A 19,825-nucleotide genomic window follows, 5' to 3' on the forward strand; every position below is an offset into this window, starting at 1 on the left:
GCTGATCGCCACGGCAACTGACCACCCACTGAATGCCAACCGTGCGGGAGGGCATCGCGCAGGATCAGAGTCGGCCCTGGGACCTCGCGGTCCTAGGGTCGATTCCATGACTGCTACCGGAACGGGCATCGGATCATCCATCTACCTCAACCTCCCCGTCCAGGACGTCGCCGCGGCACGGGCCTTCTGGACGGAGGTGGGGGTGCGCATCTCCGAGGACTACTCGGACGAGAACGCCGTCTCCCTGTCCCTCAGCGACCACGTGACGGTGATGCTCCTCGCCAAGGACTTCTATGCCGGTTTCCTCGGTGGAAGGCCCGTGGCGGACACCCAGGCCGTCAGCGGTGCCATCGTGGCCCTGGACGCGGCGGCCCAGGAGAACGTGGACGCCTTCGTGGACGCGGCAGTGGCCGCCGGGGCCACCGAGGTCCCGGCCCCCGAGCCGAATCCCGGCCAGGAGATGGTGGACGCCGGCCTGATGTACGGCCGCACGTTCCGGGACCTGGACGGTCACCAGTGGGAGATCCTCTGGATGTCCTCGGAGATGCCCTCGGGCTGACCACTGCTGACTCTCGGCTGACGGAGGAGCGGGTGGCATGGTGACAGCGATCAGGACCGAACACCACACTGGTCGGGTGAAGGACCAGAGTGGCGGCCACGAGGCCGCAGCCCGGCGTGGTGCCCGCTTCATCGCGGAGCACGCCGCCGAGCCCATCACCGTGGCGGACATGGCCGACGCCGCGGGATACAGCCAGTTCCACTTCACCCGCCTGTTCGCCCAACGGCTGCATGTCACCCCCAACCGCTTCCTCGCGGGGGTCCGGTTCCACCGGGCCAAGGAGTTGCTCCTGACCCAGGACCACTCGGTGGTGGACGTCTGCTACGAGGTCGGCTTCTCCTCGCCCGGGACCTTCACCCGGCGATTCCGCGAAGAGGTGGGGGTGGCTCCATCCGAGCTCCGGCGGCTGGCCGACTCCCTGTCCGTGACCACCCCGAGCCCGTTCACCCTCCATCCGCCGGGGATCACCGAGGCCCACCTCGCGGCGGGGGTGCCGAATCCTGCCACCGGTCAGATCGGCACCGTTCAGGGTACGGTCCGCCTGCCGCCCCGGCTGCACGGCGCCCCCGGCCTGGAGGCCCTCGTGTGGATCGGCTTCTACCCTGCGCCGTCCCCGGCCGGGCTCCCCGTCACCGGGGTCCTGCGCTGTGGCGAGGGAACCTTCCGCCTGCCCGTGATGGCCTCCGCGCCGTGGTTGCTGGCCACCGCCGTCCCGGCCACCGCGGAACCGGTGGATCACCTCGCCAACCCTCGTCCCGCCGTCGGGGTCCACCCCCAGCCGTTGACCGGATCCGCCACCGTCCAGCTGGGTCTGGACTTCGCCGCTCCCTGGCAGTTCCCGATGCTCAGCGCCCTGCCCTCCCTGCTGCCCGGCCTGCGGCCCGGCAGCTGACCGCTCCCCCAGCCACCACACCAGCCCCACACCAGGAGTCAGCCATGTCAGAGACCTCCCCCTCCAGCCAGACCACCTCCCCCGCCATCACGACCGGCTCCCCGGTCTGGGTGGATCTCGGCGTCCCGGACCTGACCGCGGTGCGGGGCTTCTACGAGGCCCTGTTCGGTTGGGAGTTCGAGGACATGGGGCCGGAATACGGCAATTACCATATGGTCACGAACGGCGGCGCCCCCGTGGGCGGGGCCATGTCCATGCAGGACGACTTCCCGGACGAGGGCTCAGCATGGACCATCTACCTCAAGAGTGATGACATCGAGGCCGCACTCTCGGACACCGCGGCAGCTGGCGGCAACGTGATGGTTCCCGCGATGCCCATGCCGGGGCTGGGTTCCATGGGCCTCGTCACCACGCCCGGCGGGGAGGCCGTGGGCCTGTGGCAGGCCGACGGCTTCGAGGGTTTCGAGCTGAACCGGGCGGTCGGCGCACCGGTGTGGTTCGAGGTCATGAGCTTCGACGTCGCCGCGGACGCCGAGTACTACCGCACCGTGTGGGGCTGGGAACCGACCCCCCTGGGCGACGACGGCCAGGAGACCGGGCGGGACGGCGGCGGTGAGGATGCCGACTACGCCAACAACCACCCGGGCGAGGCCGCCACGGCCGGCCTGTGCAAGGCGCCCCGCGAGTGGTTCCCCGAGGGCACGCCCTCGTTCTGGCGGGCCTATTTCCTCGTCGAGGATGCCGACGCCGCCGCGGAGCAGATCCGTCAGCTGGGCGGCACCGTGATGGACGGCCCCATGGACACCCCGTTCGGCCGGCTCGCCACCGTGGCGGATCCGGCCGGGGCGTCCTTCCAGATCGCCCAGATGCCGGTCGAGTAGTCCGCCGAACGGCCGGACTCAGCTGCCCGGCAGCGCATCCGGCGCGGCCTCGGACAGGGCCTGCAACCGTGCCGTGTGGCCGTCCCACCACTGACGGTCCGCACCGCCCTCGGGCTCCGGCAGGTTCGGGTTGCCCGGAGTCAGGCCGGCGGCGCCGTCCAGCAGCTCCCGGACGATGTCCGCGTGGCCGAGGTGCCGCTGGTACTCGGCCACCATGTGCACCAGCAACCGGCCGAGGGTCACGGACCCGTTCCTCCACCACGGCACCTGCCCCGCGGTGGTCAGGTCCATGGCAGCGATGGCTGCATCCGATGCTGCAGCACAGCGGTCTGCGAAGGCGAACACCGACGCCGCGGACTCCTCCGCCGAGGCGTACATGTCCGCGTTCGGTTCAGCACCCTCCTCGAACCACGGCATGGGGATCCCGGAGGGCCGGCCCATGCAGTCCGTGAAATACCCCGCGTCCACCGAGGCGAGGTGCTTGAGCAGTCCCAGCAGGTTGGTGCCGGTGGGCGTCATGGGCGTGCGCAACTGGCGCTCGGTCAGCCCCTCCAGCTTCCACCGCAGGTCACGCCGTGCGCTGATCAGGTAGTGGTGCAGGACGGCCTTGAGGCCACCGTCCTCCTCGGCACCGCTGGGCGAGCGGGCGGGCGTGGAATGCAGTTCGCCGGGCATGCGGGACATGTTCGCACCCCGTGGGTCCGGCCGCCACCCCCAGCGGGTGGCACGTGTCTGTGCCATGACGGCGGATGAATCCTCCGGGGGCGGCTCGACTACGATTGACGTGTCAATCAAGAGTGAAGGTGCATGTCTCTATGGCCGATTCCCGGCTGTCCACCGTTCCCCGCCGACGCGGCCTCCGCCTGGCCACTGGGGCAGCGGTGCTGGCGCTCCTGTTGGCCGCCTGCAGCGGCGGCGAGTCCGGGAACGGCGGCACCGCGGCCGAACCCGTGGAGGGCGGCACTCTCGTCTACGCCACCGGGGACGCCGAGCCCACCTGCCTGGACCCTCATGTGGGCGGGAACTACCCGCAGGCACTGATCAGCACCCAATACCTCGAGCCGCTCGTGGGACGGGATGCCGAGGGCCAGATCCAGCCCTGGCTGGCCACTGACTGGGAGGTCAGCGAGGACGGCCTCACATGGGACCTGACCCTCGGCGAGGACATCGCCTTCTCTGATGGCACGCCGCTGGACGCCGAGGCGGTCCAGGCGAACATCGAACACCTGCAGGACCCGGACACCGCCTCCTCCACCGGCTTCCTCGCCGTGCAGAAGATCGACGAGGTGGAGCCCGTGGACGCCACCCACGTGCGGTTCCACCTCAGCGAGCCGGACTCCGCCCTGCTCGAGTCGCTGAGCATGCAGTGGACCGCCATGCAGTCCCCCGCCGGGATCGACCGCGGCATGGAGGAGAACTGCGCGGCCCCGATCGGCACGGGACCCTTCACCGTGAGCGAGTGGGTCCCCCAGCAGCACGTGATCCTCGAGCGCAACGCGGAGTACGCCTCGCACGGGCCGGAGGCGGACCACGAGGGCGCCGCACACCTGGATCGCATCGAGTGGCGCTTCCTGCCGGATCCGGCCACCCGCTGGGCGTCTCTGCAGTCCGGTGAGGTCCACGTGATCGACAACCCCGAGCCGGAGGCGATCGTGGCCTCCGAGAACGGCACGGCCGGGGAGGAGATCAGCCACCTGGACGCGCCCCGCCCCGGCTCCGTGAACCGGATCGAGCTCAACTCCTCCCAGGCCCCGTTCGATGACGAACGGGTCCGCGAGGCGTTCATCCGCTCCGCGGACGTGGACCCGGGGATCGAGACGCTCTACCGGGGCGTGGCCACCCGGTCCCATTCGCCGTTGTCCTCCGTGGAGCCCATGGCCTACAGCGACCCGGAACTCTTCGGCACGGATCTGGCCGAGGCCGAACGCCTGCTGGATGACGCAGGCTGGGAGGAGACCGATGCCGAGGGGTACCGCATCCAGGACGGCGAGCGCCTGACCGTGCGCTTCCCGGTGAGCACCAATCAGTCAGTGGCCGCCGAGCAGGCGCTCTTCGAGCAGATCCAGGCCAACACCCGCGAGGTGGGCTTCGAGGTGATCCTCACCCCACTCGACCTGTCCGCCTGGTATGGCGCCCTGGCGGCACCCGAGGGCGGAGGGGAATCCGGCAACGGCGAGAACGAATACGAGGCGGTCAGCGCCCCGTACACCAAGGTCGGCCCGGACGTGCTGCGGACCCTCTACCACTCGGGCGGCACCGAGCCCGCGCCGTCCGGCTACTTCGCCAACCTCTCCCAGGTCACGAGCGGCGACCTGGATGCCCTGCTGGAGGAGGCCGCCCGGATCACCGATCCCGAAGAGCGTGCCGCGCTGTACGAGCAGGCCCAGCGGCAGGTGCTGGAGGGCTACTACATCTTGCCGCTGTATGACCAGCAGAACCACTTCCTCACCCGCGGCGTGACCGGTGTGACGACCCTCGGGACGGTGTCCACGCCCACCTTCGTCAACGCCCAGCTGACGCAGCCGTGATCCCGTGAGGCGGGGCCGGACGGACGCGGCATGAGGGCCGTGCTGCGCTGGCTGCTCGGCCGGCTGGCCGCGGCGGCCCTGGTGGCCTGGGTGGTCGCCACCGTGGTGTTCTTCGCGCTGCGCGCCGCCGGTGGCGACCCCTCCGAGGCGATCCTCGGCGGCCCCGGTTCGCAGGCGAGCGGGGAGTCCATGGCCCGGGTGCGCGAGGAGTACTCGCTCGACGAGCCGCTGCTGGTGCAGTACGTGCTGCAGCTGCTCCGCACCGTCACGTTCCAGTTGGGCGACTCCTACGCGCGGCGCCAGCCCGTCGCCGAGCTCATCGGGGACCAGCTGCCCGGCACGCTGGCCCTGGCCGGCCTCGGGCTGGTCCTCGCCTGGGTCATCGCGCTGGCCGTCGCCACAGTGGCCGTGCGTGCCCGCGGTCCCCTCGCCCGCCGGGCGGTGGGGCTGCTGCGCGGCGGCGAGGTGGTGGCCTCGGTGATGCCGCACTTCTGGCTCGGCGCCGTGCTGATCACGGTCTTCGCCGGCGGCCTCGGCTGGCTGCCGGCCACGAGCAGTGACAACTCCCTGCAGTCACTCATCCTGCCCGCTCTGACGCTCGCCGTCCCCGTGGCCGGCTTCCTCGGCCAGGTGATGCGGGACGGACTGGAGGAGGCGCACGCCGCCCCCTTCTCGACGACGGCCCGCACCCGGGGTGCCTCGGAGCGGCGGGTGCTGTGGCGGCACTCGCTGCGCCACGCCGCGCTGCCGGCGATCGCACTCTCCGGCTGGGCGTTCGGCTCGCTGCTCTCCGGCGCCGTGGTGGTGGAGACCCTGTTCGGCCGGCCGGGCCTGGGCCGTCTGCTGATCGACGCCACGCACTCGCGGGACGTGCCGCTCGTGATCGGAGTGGTGCTCGTCATCGCCCTGGGCTACGTGGTGGTGATGTCCGTGGCCGACCTGCTCGAGCGCGTCCTCGACCCCCGGCTGCGGGGCCGGGTCGAGGCTGTGCGGGCGGCCCCCGAGGGAGAGGTGGTCTCGTGAGCGGGCAGCGCACTTCCGGCCGGACGACCGGCCGGGCAACAAGCCGGGCAACAGGCCGGTCAACAAGCCGGGCCGCGGGCCGGAACACCAGCGGGGGCGGCCGGGTCAGGCGTTGGGCAGCACACCTGGGGCCGGGCGGGTTGGTGAGCGCCGGCGTCGTGCTCCTGGTGCTGCTGGCCGCCCTGCTCCCGGGCCTGCTGGCCCCCGGGGACCCGACCGCCATCGCGCCGGCGCAGGCCTACCAGCCGCCGGGACCGGGCTCCGTCCTCGGCACCGACTCCTCCGGGCGGGACGTCTACACCCGTGTGGTGCATGGGGCAGGACAGTCCCTCGGGGTCGGGGCGGGCGCCACCGCGATCGGCCTGGGACTCGGGCTCATGCTCGGCTTCGGCGCCGCGCTCGGCCCGCGCTGGCTTGACGCGGCACTCAGCCGCATCATCGAGGTGCTCTTCGCCCTGCCGAGCCTCGTGCTCGCCCTGCTGCTGGTCTCGGTGCTGGGTGCGGGGGTGGGGCCCTCGGTGCTCGCCGTGGGCCTGGCCACGGCTCCCGGCTACGCCCGCATCCTGCGCGCCCGCGCCCGGCAGGTGGTGCACAGCCCCTACGTGGCCGCCGCCCGACTGGAGGGGGTGTCCGCGCCCGTGGCCTTCGCCCGGCACGTGGTGCCGAACACCATGTGGCCGCTGATCGCCGTGGGGACCCTGGGGGTCGGTCAGGCGATCGTGTGGGTCTCCGCCCTGAGCTACCTCGGCCTCGGCGCGCTGCCGCCCTCCCCCGAATGGGGGGCCATGCTCAACGCCGGCCGGCTGCACATCACCAGCTCGTGGTGGCTCACCGTGGCCCCGGGCCTGGCGATCACGGCGGCCGCGGCCGCCCTGACGACGCTCGGGCAGCGGCTCAGTGCGGTGGGGCCGGCATGAGCGGGGTCACCGGCGCGCGCGGCCGCCCTGACCCGAACGCAGACACGAGCGCGGTTCTGGACATCGCCGGACTCACGGTCTCCTTCCCGGGCGTCGGGGAGGTGCTGCGGGGCGTGGACCTGCGGTTGGAACCGGGCCGCTGCCTGGCCGTGGTGGGCGAGTCCGGGGCCGGTAAGTCAGTGCTGGCCCGCACTCTCGTCGGCCTGGCCGGGGAGGGCGGCGCCCCGGCTGCGGTGGCGGCTGAACGATTCACGGTGGCCGGACAGGACGTGAACGGGGCCGGGGCCCGGCAGTGGCGGCGGCTGCGCGGGGCAAAGGTGGGTTTCGTGCTGCAGGACGCGCTGCAGTCACTGGACCCGCTGCGCACCGTGGGCGCCGAGGTGGGCGAGTCGCTGCAGCTGCGCCGGAGGGGCCGGCCGGAGCGCAGCGGCCGCGTGCTGCAGGCTCTGGCGCACGCCGGTCTGGACGAACCCGAGACGCGCGCCGCCCAGCGCTCCGGCGAGCTGTCCGGCGGGATGCGCCAGCGCGCGCTCATCGCCTCGGCCATCGTGGCCGGCCCACAGCTTCTGGTGGCCGATGAGCCGACCACGGCCCTGGACGCCACCGTGGCCCGGGGCGTCCTCGAGCTGCTCGGGCGGTTGCGGGACGAGGGCACGGCGGTGCTGCTGGTGACCCATGACCTCGGCGCGGTGGCCCGACTGGCCGATGACGTGATGGTGCTTGACGGCGGCCGCGTGGTGGAGTCCGGTCCCACCGGGCAGGTGCTGAGCCAGCCGGACCACCCCGTCACCCGGGCCCTCGTGGCCGCCGTCCCGCGCGGTCCGAGCCGGAGGCCTCCGGTACCGGAGACGGCGCCGGACGTGCTGCGCGCCACGGGGCTGCACCGGCGCTACCCCCTGCCCGGCGGTGGCACCGTGAACGCCCTCGACGGCGTGGACCTCACCGTGCGCCGAGGCCAGGCCCTGGGAGTGGTGGGTGAGTCCGGCAGCGGCAAGTCCACGCTGGCCAGGGTCCTCGTGGCCGCCGAGCGGGCGGACGCCGGGCGGGTGGAGTTGGCCGGCGAGCCGTGGAGCGAGCTGCCCGAGCGGAACCGCCGGCCCCGACGCCACCTGGTGCGGATGATCCCCCAGGACCCACTCGGCTCCTTCGATCCCCGCTGGAACGGAGGCCGGATCCTGCGCACCGCTCTGAAGATCTCCGGCAGCGCCCGCACGCCCGCCGAGCTGCTGGAGTTGGTGCGGCTGCCGGACTCCGTCCAGGACCGCAGCCCACGGGCGCTCTCCGGAGGCCAGCGGCAGCGGCTGGCGATCGCGCGGGCCCTGGCCGCCGAACCCGCCGTGCTGGTGCTGGACGAGCCGGTCTCCGCCCTGGACGTGACGGTCCAGGCCGCCATCCTGCAGATGCTGACCGAACTGCAGGAACGCACGGGCACGGCGTTGGTGCTCATCTCCCACGACCTCGCCGTCATCCGCAAGACCTGTGACTCGGTGGCCGTCATGCACCGCGGTTCCATCGTGGAGCGCGGTCCCGTGGAGCAGGTGTGGTCCCATCCACAGGCCCCGTTCACCCGAGCCCTGCTCGAGGCGCGCCCGCCGTTGCCGGCCTTTGGCCGGTAGACTCAGGGGCCGTCCGGCCGTCCGCGGCCCCCAGCCATCCACGGAGGTCCACCGCACCATGTCCCGTGCCGATTCCCCCGCCGAACCCGCCGCCGAGTCCCCTGCCGAACCCACCGCACCGGCCGAGCGGCCGACGTCGTTGTTGGGAAACCTGGTCCGCGGCGCGCTGATCGGCGCGGTGGAGACCGTCCCGGGCGTCTCCGGCGGCACCGTGGCGCTCGTGGTGGGGATCTACCACCACATCATCGACTCCGCCGCCCACCTCATCTCCGCCCTGCGCCGTCTCATCACCGGACCGGAACGGCGGGCCGGTGCCGCCGAACACCTGGCTCTGGTGCACTGGCGGGTGGTCATCCCCGTGGCCATCGCCATGGTGCTCGCCGTGTTCACGGTGGCCGGGCCCATGGCCGATGCCATGGAGAGCCACCCCACCCTGATGCGTGCGGTGTTCTTCGGCATGGTGCTGGCCTCCGTGGCCGTGCCGTTCCGGATGATGCTGCAGGGACTGGCCACGGAGCGGTTCCGGCGGGTGGCGGTGGGACGTGACCCCGCCGAGGTCCGCCTGCGGCCGATCCACCTGATCGGCGGGATCCTCGCGGCGGCGGCCACGTTCCTGCTGGTCTCGCTGCCGCCGGCGTCTGCCGAGGCCCATCCGCTGGTGCTCGTACCAGCGGCCATGGTGGCGGTCTCCGCCCTCGTGCTGCCGGGACTCTCCGGCTCGTTCCTGCTGCTGACCTTCGGCCTCTACGAGCCCACCCTGCGCGCTGTGGACGAGCTCGACCTCGCCTACCTGGGGGTCTTCGCCCTCGGGATGGTGCTGGGCATGGTGGTGGTGGTGAAGCTGCTCAAGTGGCTGTTGGACCACCGCCACACCATCACCCTGGCCGTGCTGTCCGGCGTCATGGTCGGCGGGCTGCGGACCCTGTGGCCCTGGCAGGACGAGGCGCGGGTGCTGTTGGCCCCCGGGGACGACGCCGGCCTGGCGGCTCTGCTGGCCCTGGCCGGTTTCGCCGTGGTCGTCCTGCTGCTGGTGGTGGACACCCGGGCCCAGCGCCGGTTCCTGCGCGATCACGATGCGCATGGCGGCGCCGTCAGGAGCTGATCCTCGGCCCGTCAGCGGCGCCGTCGGCGACCCCGTGGGCCAGCAGGCGTCAGCCGTCAGAAGGGGCGGCGGTTCCTGAGCTGGTCGAAGACAGCCAGCAGCAGGGGTGCGATCCCCTGCCCGGCGGGCGCCTGGGGAGCCGCGGGGTCCATCCAGACCAGTTCCTCGATCTCTGCGTCCGGGGTGGGGACCTCATTGCGGGCCAGGGGGCGCAACAGGGCGAACACCTCCGAGTGCAGCTGATGCCCATCCTCGTTCGCCGCCGGGGTTTCCCATGCACCGAGGTGCTCCAGGTCCTGCGGCGGCACCGAGAGCCCGGTCTCCTCGGCCAGCTCGCGAAGGGCGGTGTCCAGTGCCGCCTCGCCCGGCTGGTGCTTGCCCCCGGGGAACATGAACATGCTGGTGCCGGCCTTCCGGACCGTCAGGACCTCACCGTTCGGACGGTACAGGACCACCGCGGCAACCTCGATCGGCTGGGGGGTGCCGGATCCGTCCGGAACTGAGTTCTGCATCCCTCCATCTTCTCGCGGCCACCGGGAAAAGGCTGACGGGCTGTTGGGGCGTGTTGTGGAGCGTCAGACCTCGTCGTAGATCCTGAACGCGAGGGTGCCGTGGGTGACGGCGGCTCCGGCACCCAGGGCGGCGGCGATCATGCTCGCCTCGGCGATCTGGGCCTTGCTGGCGCCGGCCTTCTTCGCCTGGGTGACGTGCACCTGGATGCAGTACGGGCACTGGGAGGAGATGGCCACCCCGACGGCGATGAGCTCGCGGTGCAGGAGGTCGATCTCCCCGTCCTTCCGGCCGATGCTGCCGTCGAACTTCGCGTAGGCACCGAACTCCGGGCCGGCCAGTTCCTTGTACTCGCCGAGCCGGTCGAGGTCCTCCGGGGAGTGGTAATGGGTCGTCATGGGGTGGTCCTTTCCTATCGTCTGGGGGAACGAGACGGGCTGGCGTCATGCTCTCACGGGCCGGCGGCAGCGGTCTACAGGGTCCACAGGAGTACCGTTCCCGCGATGACCGTGACGCAGCCCCCGCCCACCCAGATGGTGTTGACCTGGGAGGACGGGCGGGAGATGGCCACCGGCGCCGAGCCTTCAGGCAGGGACAGGCAGGGACACGGGCCGAGTGTAGCGGGGGCCATACCCCGGAGCGCATCGGTCGCCTAGGGTGGACGCGTGAACCATCTCTGGGACCTCATCCACGCAGAACGCGCCGCACTCGCGGACGACCTGGCGAACCTGGACGAGGACCGGTGGCGGCAGCAGACCCTGTCCACCGCGTGGACCGTGGAGCAGGCCGTGGCCCACCTGACGGCCGGGGCCTCGCTCGGCTTCTGGGCATGGATCCGCAGCATCGTGGGGGCGGGGTTCAACGCGGACCTCCACAACCAGCGGCGCCTCGAGGAACAGCTGGGGCCCACACCCGCGGACACCCTGGAGCGGTTCCGGGAGACGATCGACTCCACCGTCTCCCCCACCGGCACCCTGCCGGCCTGGCTGGGTGAGGTGGTCATCCACGGCGAGGACATCCGGGAGCCCCTCGGCCTGCACCGGGACTATCCGGAGGAGGTCCTGGTGACGCTGCTGACGTTCTTCGAGTCCTCGAACTTCACGGTGCCCTCCAAGGCTCGGGCCCGCGGGCTGACCCTCGTGGCCCGGGACGTGCGCCACTGGGTCGGCACCGGCCCGGAGGTGGAGGGCAACGCGCTGGACCTCATCATGGCGATGGCCGGGCGTCCTGTCCCGGCGGAGCGGTTCAGTGGTCCTGGCGCGCTCGACTTCGACGCCCGCGGCCACGAACGGTCACAGCGCCGCTGACCCCTTCATCCGCCCCCTCCATCCGCCCCCCTTCATCTGGAGGTCGAAAGCGGCCCAGTCCGGGCGGATACCCGTCGGTAATCGGTCCACTTTCGACCTCCAGTTGCACACCGGGAGCCTGGTCAGGCGTCCGAGACCGTGAACCGGGTGTTGCGGTACGCCGGGTTCTGCAGTTCGTCGAGGATGCCCACGGCCATGGTCCCGGCGGTGGTGTGGGATGCGCCGTCCGCTGCGGTCAGCAGCGAGTCCTGACCCACCTGCGGGGCGGTGGCCTCACCGGGAGTGAACATCATCTGCGGGGAGACGCCCACCCAGTCCGCCGAGTCCACCGTGCGCAGGTACTCGAGCTGCTCCAGGGCTGCCTCCGGGATGCTGATCCAGGCCTCGGACCCGGGAGCCTGCCGGATGTCCTCGATCGCCAGGCGACCGGTCTCCGGGTTGGTCAGGGAGCCGGCACCGAGGATGAACAGCAGCCGCGGGGAGCCCGGCTCCGCAGCCGGCGCCGCCTGCACCAGCTGTCGCGTCAGATCGTTGTGCGTGTGTGCCTGGTCAGGGGCGGTGCCGAAGGCATCCACCACGGCGTCGAAACCGGCCAGGTCCTCGGCGGCCAGCTCGAAGGCGTCCTTCTCCACGACGGCGGCATCGGCCCCCAGCAGCTCCCTCGCCTTGGCGGCGTCGCGGACGATCGCCACCACCTCCGCACCGCGGCGCACGGCCTCGCGGTAGATCTCCTGGCCGGCCATGCCGGTGGCTCCGATGATTCCGATCTTCATGAACCGCTCCTTTGAGGGATGAGTGCTCCAGCACTGTTCGTTGACCTATCTGGCCATAGCGCCAACCACACTGGGCCCCAGTTCATTCCCGGACTTCCGGGGCACGGAACCTCGGCTCAGCCCAGGGCCAGCGTGCCGGCGATGAACAGCATGATCACGCCGACGGACACGTCCACGATGCGCCACGTCCGCGGGGTGTCCAGCAGGGGGGCGAGGGCCCGCACTCCCAGGCCCAGGATCAGGAACCAGACAGCGGAGGCCGTCAGTGCACCGCCGGCGAACAGCCACTTGTCCGCCCCGTAATTGTTGGCGAGGGTACCGAGCATGACCACGGTGTCCAGGATGGCGTGCGGATTCAGCATGGAGACGGAGAGCGCGGCCAGCACCACCGTCCACACGGGCGTCAGGGTCCGCTGACCGGACGCTGAACGCTCCATCCGCACGGAGACCTTGGACTTCTCCGAGACCACGGACATCGTTCCGGTCGCCGGCCCGCCACCGAGTCCTCCCCCGCCACCGGCACTCACCAGCACCGGCTCGTCCGGGCCCTGCGCACGGGCCTCATCCTCCGGCTGCCCTCCGTCCTCTGCCGCCACGGAGAGGGAGCGGCGGGAGATGAACGCGGAGCGGAACGAGCTGTAGGCGAACCACAGCAGGTAGACGACGCCGGCCCAGCGAAGCACCTCGATCACCCAGGGGGCGCTCTCGGTCAGGGCGCCGACCCCGGCGGTGCCGGCCAGGATGAGGACCACGTCCCCGGTCCAGCACACGGCCAGCACCAGGAGGATCCGGTCCCGGCGGATGGCCTGGCGCATGATGAACAGGCTCTGGGCACCGATGGCCACGATGAGGGCGAGGCAGGTCAGCAGACCGGTCAGGAAAATCGTCACGAAGCCACGGTAGGTTGACCTGGATCTTCCGCTCCACCTGCACATCCTTCAGGGTATTAAGCTTTTCTTCATGAACACCGAGCACCTGCGCGCCCTGGCCGCCGCCGTGGACGAGGGCACGTTCGATGCCGCAGCGGACGCCCTGCGCATCTCCGGATCCGCGTTCTCCCAGCGCATCAAGGCCCTGGAGAAGGACGCCGGGCAGGTGCTGCTGACGCGCACCGTCCCGGTGGGCACCACGCAGGCGGGAGACCGGATGCTGCGGCTCGCCCGGCAGGTGGCCGTGCTGGAGGACGAGGCCCGGCGGTCTCTGGGCCGCGGCACGGGCGGGCGCACCGTGCTGTCCGTGGCCGTCAACGCGGACTCGCTGGCCACCTGGTTCGTGGAGGTGCTGCGCCAGGCCGCCACGTGGGATGACGCGGTACTGCAGCTGCACCTGGAGGACCAGGAGCACACCCACGAGCTGCTCCGTTCCGGCTCGGTGATCGCGGCGATCACCGAGCATCCGGCCCCGGTATCCGGCTGCATCTCCATGGAGCTGGGCACCATGGACTATCACGCGGTGGCGGCCTCCGCCCTGCTGGACCGGTACCGCGGGGAGGACGGCACCGTGGACTTCGGTGCCGTCCCCGTGCAGGACTTCGGCACGCGGGACAACCTGCAGCGCAGCCGGCTCGCCGCCTGGCGGGAGGGGCAGCAGGACGGGCTCCCGCAGGGCTCCGGGGCCCCCGTCGCCGAGCCTCCGCGCCACCAGGTGCCCACCGTGGGCGGGTTCAACGCCGCCGTGGCCGCCGGACTGGGCTGGGGCATGATCCCGGCAGGGCAGCTTCCGGACGGCGTCCTGGAGGGAACCCACCCGGACCTGGTGACCATCCCGGAGCTGGGACAGTCACGGGTCCCCCTGCACTGGCAGCGCTGGTCCGCCGGCACCGAGGCCCTGGACCGGTTGACCGCAGCGGTGCAGCAGGCGGCCCGCAACATGCTGTGAACCGGGGTGGAGGTGGTGTGGACTGTGGGCATGATGCCGACGCCCCCTGCGTACCCCGCCGAGCCCGCCCGCGTACTCCTGCTGGGCTTCGGCGCGATCGGCCGCCACGTGGCCACGCTCCTGGCCCCGGAGCGGGAGGCCGGCCTCCTGCGGATGTGCGCGGCCGAACGCGAGGTCGCCGCGCATCGCGACCGGGCCGTCCCCGGAGTCGAGCTCTCCACCACCGGCACGGACACGGACTGCCCCACCTGGGCCGAGGCCTTGGCGGAGGCGGACCTGGTGGTGGAGTGTGCCGGCGTCGAGCCCGCCGGGGAGTACGGCCCACAGGTGATCGCCGCCGGGATGGACCTGGTCCTCACCAGCGTGGGCGCCCTGGCGGATCCGGAGACCGCGCTCCGACTGCTCGCGGGGCCGGGGCGGCTCTGGGTGACCAACGGGGCCATCGGCGGTTTCGATGTGCTCGGCGCCGCAGCCGAGGCCGGCGGGCTGGATGCCGTGCGCATCCGCACCTCCAAACTCCCCACCTCCCTGCTCCGGCCCTGGATGACCGATCAGCAGGAGGCACAGCTACGGAGCCTGAGCCCCGGTGATGACCCCGTGACGGTGTTCTCCGGTGGCCCCGCCGGCGCGATCGAACAGTTCCCGGCCAACGTCAATGTCGCGGTCGGGTTGGCCTGGGCCACCCGCGGACGGGCCGATCCAGCGGTAGGCACCGGGGCCGGCGTCGGGCCTCAGGCCGGGCAGGCCGAGCTGCTGCGGCGGTCCCTGGAACGGGTACGGGTGGAGCTGGTGGCCGATCCTGCCGCCGGACGCAGCCGGCACGAGATCCTCGCCACGGGTCCGGCGGGCCGGATCGAGTTGGCCTTCGAATCGGCGCCGAGCCCCGAGAATCCGAAGACCTCCGGGCTGACCGCCCTCTCGGTGGCCCGGACCGTCCGTGGGGCACTGGGCCTGCCCTGACCCGGGCTAGGAGATCCGGGAATCAGCCGGGATCGCGTACTCCGTGCCGGTCGATGTCCGTTCCAACAGAGACGCGTCCACCAGGTACCGGCGCAGCATGGCCACGTCCGGGTGGAACACGTGCAGCCGCTGGTTCAGTTGGGCCTCGGTGAGCACCTCGTCCTCGGCCAGGGCGTGATCGCGGACCCAGGCCAGCAGTTCGGCGCGCTCACCCGGGGCAGCCGGCATCACCTCGATGCGTGGGCCACGCCCGGCGGACAGGAACCTCCCGACGCCGGCCCTCGCCTTCCCCGCCCCGCCGGCGGCTGACGCGGTGAGCGGCGCTCGCATGGCCGTGCCGTCCACGGTGATGTGGCCCTCCGGTTGCTCCACGAGGATGCCCAAGGACAGCCAGCCGGCCACGGACTTCTGTTCCTTGGCGTTCAGGCCGGCTCGAGCCTCCACCCCCAGCTCACCCAGGGCGGCCAGGGCGAAGACGGTGCGGGCGGCCTCGTTGCCGAGGGCGGCGAGGATGGGCTTCCAGTCGGGCGGGGTCACGGGCGTGGGGGATGCGGGAGTGTTGGCTGGATCACTCATCGGACCAGTATCGCCCACGGCGGCCTGTTCAGACAGACTGGATCGATCCTTGCCGGGGCCCGCGTCCGTCCGGCACAGTGCAGGGAAGAACCGTCGAGCATCCGGAGGACAGGCCATGGGCAGGGAGCACAGCACGGCGGTCCTGGAACCCGACCTCCGCGGCGTGGTCCAGGAGTTGGAACGCGCGCTGCGCGGAGAGGTCCACACCACCGAGCTCCGCCGGTCCCTGTACAGCTCGGATGCCTCCAATTACCGGGTGGTGCCCCAGGTGGCGGTCTGCCCGATGGACGAGGCCGAGGTGGTGGCGGCGGTGCGCATCGCGGCGCGGCACAACCTGCCCGTGACATCGCGGGGCGGGGGCACCTCCATTGCCGGCAACGCGGTGGGCCCGGGGCTGATCCTGGATCTGGGGAAGCATCTGCATCGCATCGTCTCGATCGACGCCGAGGCGCGCTCCGCCGTCGTGCAGCCCGGCGTGATCCTGACGGACCTGCAGGCCGCAGCGGCACCGCACGGCCTGCGGTTCGGGCCAGACCCGTCCTCGGCGAGCCGCTGCACCCTCGGCGGGATGATCGGCAACAACGCCTGCGGACCCCACGGCCTGGCCTACGGCCGCACGGCGGACAATGTGCGCCGATTGCGCTGGCTGCTGCCGAACGGCCGGATCCTGGAGGTGGTCCCGGGACAAGACACCGTGGACCGGGTGCCCGGGCTGGAGGCCCTCATCCAACGGCACCTTCAGGTGCTCCGCACGGAACTGGGACGGTTCGGCCGGCAGATCTCCGGGTACAGCCTGGAGCACCTGCTGCCGGAGAACGGCCGGGACCTGGCCGCCGCCCTCGTGGGGACGGAAGGGACCTGCGGGGTGCTGCTGGAGGCCGAGGTGGACCTGGTGCCGAAGGCCCCGGCCCCCGCGCTGGCCGTGATCGGCTATCCGGACATGCCCTCCGCCGCGGACGACGTCCCCCACCTGCTGCCCCACAGGCCGCTGGCGCTGGAGGGGCTCTCGGCCGAGATGGTGGAGGTGGTGCGCCGCTCCCCCGCGGGGGCCGACGTGCCGGAGCTTCCGGCAGGCGGGGGCTGGCTGATGGTGGAGGTCGGCGGGCAGGATGCGGCCGAGGCGGTGGCCGCCGCCGAGGCCATGGTCGCCGCGGCGCACGGCCTGGAGGCGGTGGTGTTGCCCTCAGGGCCGCAGGCGTCCCGGCTCTGGCAGATCCGCGCGGACGGCTCGGGGCTCGCGGTGCGGACGGCCACGGGAACGCAGGCCTGGCCCGGGTGGGAGGACGCAGCCGTGCCGCCGGAGCACCTGGGCGACTACCTGCGCGAGCTACAGACCCTGATGGACGCCCGCGGCCTCTCCGGACTGGCGTACGGGCACTTCGGGGACGGCTGCATCCACATGCGCATCGACTTCCCCTTCGCCTCCGGCACCGGCGAGTTCCGCGAGTTCATGGAGTCCGCCGCCGCACTGGTGGCCCGCTACGGCGGATCGCTGGCCGGCGAGCACGGGGACGGGCGGGCGCGCAGCGAGCTGCTGTCCGTCATGTACTCCCCGGAGGCCCTGACCGCGTTCGCCGAGTTCAAGGCGCTGTTCGATCCCGCCGGGTTGATGAATCCGGGGGTGCTGGTGGATCCGGACCCCGTTGACGCCGCCCTGCGCCGGCCCGCCTCCGCCGAGGAGCGCGCCGCGGACGGCTTCGCCTTCGCGCACGACGCCGGCTCGGTCACCGATGCCGTGCACCGTTGCGTGGGCATCGCCAAGTGCCGGGCGGACCTGCGGGAGCAGGGCACCTTCATGTGCCCGTCCTACCTGGCCACCGGCGACGAGAAGGACTCCACGCGAGGGCGGGCCCGGGTGCTGCAGGAGATGCTCAACGGCTCCGTGGTCACCCTGGGCTGGGATGCCCCCGAGGTGCACGAGGCCCTCGACCTGTGCCTGTCCTGCAAGGCCTGTGCCTCCGACTGCCCCACCGGCGTGGACATGGCCACCTACAAGTCCGAGTCCCTGCACCGCAGGTTCGCCGGGAAGGTGCGCCCGCTGTCCCACTACACGCTGGGGCGGTTGCCGGGATGGCTGCGTCTGGCCGCGCCCCTGGCCCCCCTGGTCAACGCCGCCGGACGGATTCCGATGCTGCGGCGGAGCATGATGACGCTGATGGGTGCGGATGACCGGCGGTCCCTGCCGCTGCTGCCGAAGGCGCCGTTCCGCTGGTCGGAGGCCGCCCGGCGGGACCCGGGGCACGACGACGGACGGCCAGTGGTGCTGTGGGTGGACTCCTTCTCGGATGCCCTGTCTCCCGAGATCCCCACCGACGCCCTCGAGGTGCTGGCGGCGGCTGGCTGCGAGGTCCACGTGGTGGGGCAGTCAGCCGGGGAGCAGGCGTGTTGCGGGCTGACACTGATCTCGACGGGCCAACTCACGGCCGCGAAGCAGAAGCTGAGGCGGACCGTGGAGATCCTGCTGCCGCATGTGCGGGCCGGCCGGACCGTCGTCGGGCTGGAGCCGAGCTGCACGGCGACGCTGCGCTCGGACCTGGTGGAGCTGCTGCCGGACGAACCCGGGTCCCGGGAGGTCGCGCGTGCGGTGCGGACGGTGGCTGAACTGCTGGGTGAGCTGGACTGGACGCCGCCACAGGTCTCCGGCGCGGACGCTGAGCTGCTGGCCCAGCCGCACTGCCACCAACACGCGGTGATGGGCTATTCCGCGGACCGGCGCCTGCTGGAATCCATGGGCGTGGACGTGGAACTGTCCAACGGCTGCTGTGGGCTGGCCGGGAACTTCGGCATGGAGCAGGGCCACTACGAGATCTCGGAGACGATCGCCCGGCAGGGCATCCTGGCTGCGGCGGAGCGTTCCCCGGACCGGCCGATCCTGGCGGACGGCTTCTCCTGCCGCACGCAGGTGGCCGACCTCGCGGAGCTGGACAGCCGTCACCTGGCCCAGGTCATCGCTGCCGCCCTCCGCGCCGGCTCCTGACCACCCCATCCCGTCCCGGCCAATAGTTACGATCACGGCTATCGTCGAGACACGCCGGGCCGAGCCACCCACCAGCGTGCTCATAACTTGCCAACTTGCGGGGTGCCGAGCGCATCCGAGGTTGGAGCCCTCGTGATCCGTGGTGGTCAGGAGCCGGCGAGCATGTCCAGGACCATCGGCTTGACCTTCGCCCCGTAGAGCTCGATCGACTCCATCATGGACTCGTGCGGCAGCGAACCGTTGCCGTACTTCAGTCCGAACCGGCCGGCGTCCAAGGCGCGAACACTGGCTGCCACCTTGCGGGCCACCGTCTCGGGCGAACCCAGGTGCAGGGCGCCGTGGGCGATCTCCTGCCGGAACTGGGCCGGGGTGGGTGCGGGCCAGCCACGCTCGGCGCCCAGCGTGCGCATGCTGCGCTCCCAGTGTGGGTAGTACCGCTCAGCAGCCTCCTCGTCCGTGGCGGCCACGAAGCCGTGGGAGTGCAGGGCCACCCGGCGCCTCTCGAATCCGCGGGCCTCGATCTCCCGCCGGTAGAGCTCTGCGAAGGGGCGGAACCGTTCGGGCGAGCCGCCGATGATGGCCAGCTCGAGCCCCATGCCATAGGTGGCCGCGCGCACCACCGAGGTCGGAGTGCCCCCCACGGCAACCCAGGTGGGCAGACCGGACTCGTGGGCCGTCGTCGGGAACACGGACTGGCGGGTGAGCGCGGCGCGGGCGTTGCCCTGCCAAGTGACGGGCTGCTCGGTGCGCAGGTGGGAGAAGAGGTCCAGCTTCTCCTCGTAGAGCATCTCGTAGTCGGCCAGGTTGTAGCCGAAGAGCGGGAAGGACTCGATGAAGGAGCCGCGGCCCAGTGAGATCTCGGCGCGGCCGTTCGAGACGGCATCCAGGGTGGCGAATCGCTGGTAGACGCGTACCGGGTCATCCGAGGAGAGGACCGTGACCGCGGAGATCAGTTTGATGTGCTCGGTCTGCCCGGCAATGGCGGACAACACCATCTCTGGCGAGGAGACCGCGTAGTCGGGGCGGTGGTGCTCGCCGATGCCGATGACGTCCACGCCGGCCTGGTCCGCCATGACGCCCTCAGCCACCACGTTGCGCAGCACCTCGGGGTGGCTCAGGGGCTGCCCCTCCGCCGACTGGGTCACGTCCCCGAAGGTGTGCAGACCGAATTCGAGGGTGCCGGCGGGCACGGAGTCGGCGCGTTCGGTGGACGGGTTGGGATGCGGGGCCGCGAGCGCGGCAGGGCTCTGGGTCACAGGGTTCTCAGTCACGTCAGGGAGAACGCCGGAGCCCGCCCGGTTCATTCCTTGAGATTTGAACTTCCTG

Annotated in this window: 19 protein-coding genes; 12 read left to right on the forward strand and 7 right to left on the reverse strand. The window is 71.7% G+C overall.

Translation table 11 applies throughout. The features are described 5' to 3' along the window. Window positions 1-106: 106 nt before the first annotated feature. From IMT31_RS07710 to IMT31_RS07720, 3 genes are all read left to right on the forward strand, one after another. Window positions 107-559: a VOC family protein gene (locus IMT31_RS07710; RefSeq protein ID WP_413544331.1), complete on the forward strand. Its 453-nt coding sequence runs from the start codon at window positions 107-109 to the stop codon at window positions 557-559. 76 nt (window positions 560-635) lie between these two features. Then, window positions 636-1,451 carry an AraC family transcriptional regulator gene (locus IMT31_RS07715; RefSeq protein WP_345354086.1) on the forward strand — a complete coding sequence of 272 codons (816 nt, stop codon included), beginning with the start codon at window positions 636-638 and terminating at the stop codon, window positions 1,449-1,451. 44 nt (window positions 1,452-1,495) lie between these two features. Then, entirely contained in the window at window positions 1,496-2,332 is an 837-nt protein-coding gene (locus IMT31_RS07720; protein WP_413544332.1) for a VOC family protein, read from the forward strand. An 18-nt stretch (window positions 2,333-2,350) separates the two neighbouring features. On the opposite strand, the gene IMT31_RS07725 is transcribed toward IMT31_RS07720, so the two are convergent. After that, a complete protein-coding gene (locus IMT31_RS07725) occupies window positions 2,351-3,073 on the reverse strand; it encodes a DinB family protein (protein ID WP_413544333.1) in 723 nt (240 codons plus the stop codon). Window positions 3,074-3,147: 74 nt separating this feature from the next. Here IMT31_RS07725 and IMT31_RS07730 point away from each other — a divergent pair, with 74 nt between their 5' ends. The 5 genes from IMT31_RS07730 to IMT31_RS07750 all read left to right on the forward strand — a co-directional run bounded on the left by IMT31_RS07730 (window position 3,148) and on the right by IMT31_RS07750 (window position 9,518). Beyond that, window positions 3,148-4,860, forward strand: coding sequence for an ABC transporter substrate-binding protein (locus IMT31_RS07730; RefSeq protein WP_413544334.1), 1,713 nt, complete (start codon window positions 3,148-3,150; stop codon window positions 4,858-4,860). 30 nt (window positions 4,861-4,890) lie between these two features. After that, window positions 4,891-5,883, forward strand: coding sequence for an ABC transporter permease (locus tag IMT31_RS07735; protein ID WP_413544335.1), 993 nt, complete (start codon window positions 4,891-4,893; stop codon window positions 5,881-5,883). Window positions 5,884-6,026: 143 nt separating this feature from the next. Continuing rightward, window positions 6,027-6,800, forward strand: a complete 774-nt coding sequence (locus IMT31_RS07740; protein ID WP_413544336.1) for an ABC transporter permease — start codon at window positions 6,027-6,029, stop codon at window positions 6,798-6,800. Beyond that, window positions 6,797-8,416, forward strand: coding sequence for an ATP-binding cassette domain-containing protein (locus tag IMT31_RS07745; protein WP_413544337.1), 1,620 nt, complete (start codon window positions 6,797-6,799; stop codon window positions 8,414-8,416). The genes IMT31_RS07740 and IMT31_RS07745 overlap by 4 nt, the downstream gene beginning before the upstream one ends. A gap of 58 nt (window positions 8,417-8,474) precedes the next feature. Further along, a complete protein-coding gene (locus IMT31_RS07750) occupies window positions 8,475-9,518 on the forward strand; it encodes a DUF368 domain-containing protein (RefSeq protein WP_413544338.1) in 1,044 nt (347 codons plus the stop codon). A 56-nt stretch (window positions 9,519-9,574) separates the two neighbouring features. Here IMT31_RS07750 and IMT31_RS07755 read toward each other — a convergent pair whose 3' ends face one another. After that, window positions 9,575-10,030, reverse strand: a complete 456-nt coding sequence (locus IMT31_RS07755) for an NUDIX hydrolase (RefSeq protein WP_413544339.1) — start codon at window positions 10,028-10,030, stop codon at window positions 9,575-9,577. Window positions 10,031-10,093: 63 nt separating this feature from the next. Beyond that, complete coding sequence (locus IMT31_RS07760) at window positions 10,094-10,426, reverse strand: carboxymuconolactone decarboxylase family protein (RefSeq protein WP_413544340.1); 333 nt, start codon at window positions 10,424-10,426, stop codon at window positions 10,094-10,096. Window positions 10,427-10,693: 267 nt separating this feature from the next. Between IMT31_RS07760 and IMT31_RS07765 the strand changes: the two genes are divergently transcribed. Next, the gene (locus IMT31_RS07765; protein WP_413544341.1) at window positions 10,694-11,335 is read left to right on the forward strand and encodes a maleylpyruvate isomerase family mycothiol-dependent enzyme; all 642 of its coding nucleotides are present in this window, start codon (window positions 10,694-10,696) and stop codon (window positions 11,333-11,335) included. Between the two features lie 122 nt (window positions 11,336-11,457). Here the strand turns inward: IMT31_RS07765 and IMT31_RS07770 are convergent, their stop codons facing one another. Together IMT31_RS07770 and IMT31_RS07775 are read right to left on the reverse strand one after the other, a co-directional pair. Beyond that, window positions 11,458-12,108 carry an NAD(P)-dependent oxidoreductase gene (locus IMT31_RS07770; protein WP_413544342.1) on the reverse strand — a complete coding sequence of 217 codons (651 nt, stop codon included), beginning with the start codon at window positions 12,106-12,108 and terminating at the stop codon, window positions 11,458-11,460. A 116-nt stretch (window positions 12,109-12,224) separates the two neighbouring features. Further along, a complete protein-coding gene (locus IMT31_RS07775) occupies window positions 12,225-12,998 on the reverse strand; it encodes a LysE/ArgO family amino acid transporter (protein WP_413544343.1) in 774 nt (257 codons plus the stop codon). A 70-nt stretch (window positions 12,999-13,068) separates the two neighbouring features. Between IMT31_RS07775 and IMT31_RS07780 the strand changes: the two genes are divergently transcribed. Together IMT31_RS07780 and IMT31_RS07785 are read left to right on the forward strand one after the other, a co-directional pair. Beyond that, the gene (locus tag IMT31_RS07780) at window positions 13,069-13,986 is read left to right on the forward strand and encodes an ArgP/LysG family DNA-binding transcriptional regulator (RefSeq protein ID WP_413542345.1); all 918 of its coding nucleotides are present in this window, start codon (window positions 13,069-13,071) and stop codon (window positions 13,984-13,986) included. A 30-nt stretch (window positions 13,987-14,016) separates the two neighbouring features. Further along, complete coding sequence (locus IMT31_RS07785) at window positions 14,017-14,946, forward strand: aspartate dehydrogenase domain-containing protein (RefSeq protein ID WP_413542346.1); 930 nt, start codon at window positions 14,017-14,019, stop codon at window positions 14,944-14,946. A 6-nt stretch (window positions 14,947-14,952) separates the two neighbouring features. Here IMT31_RS07785 and IMT31_RS07790 read toward each other — a convergent pair whose 3' ends face one another. Next, the gene (locus IMT31_RS07790) at window positions 14,953-15,522 is read right to left on the reverse strand and encodes a DUF2087 domain-containing protein (RefSeq protein ID WP_345354048.1); all 570 of its coding nucleotides are present in this window, start codon (window positions 15,520-15,522) and stop codon (window positions 14,953-14,955) included. Between the two features lie 115 nt (window positions 15,523-15,637). Here IMT31_RS07790 and IMT31_RS07795 point away from each other — a divergent pair, with 115 nt between their 5' ends. Next, window positions 15,638-18,499, forward strand: a complete 2,862-nt coding sequence (locus IMT31_RS07795; protein WP_413542347.1) for an FAD-binding and (Fe-S)-binding domain-containing protein — start codon at window positions 15,638-15,640, stop codon at window positions 18,497-18,499. A 146-nt stretch (window positions 18,500-18,645) separates the two neighbouring features. On the opposite strand, the gene IMT31_RS07800 is transcribed toward IMT31_RS07795, so the two are convergent. Continuing rightward, a complete protein-coding gene (locus IMT31_RS07800) occupies window positions 18,646-19,770 on the reverse strand; it encodes an LLM class flavin-dependent oxidoreductase (RefSeq protein ID WP_413542348.1) in 1,125 nt (374 codons plus the stop codon). Between the last annotated feature and the right edge of the window lie 55 nt (window positions 19,771-19,825).

The organism is Citricoccus nitrophenolicus, assembly GCF_047305825.1.
Lineage (GTDB): Bacteria > Actinomycetota > Actinomycetes > Actinomycetales > Micrococcaceae > Citricoccus > Citricoccus nitrophenolicus.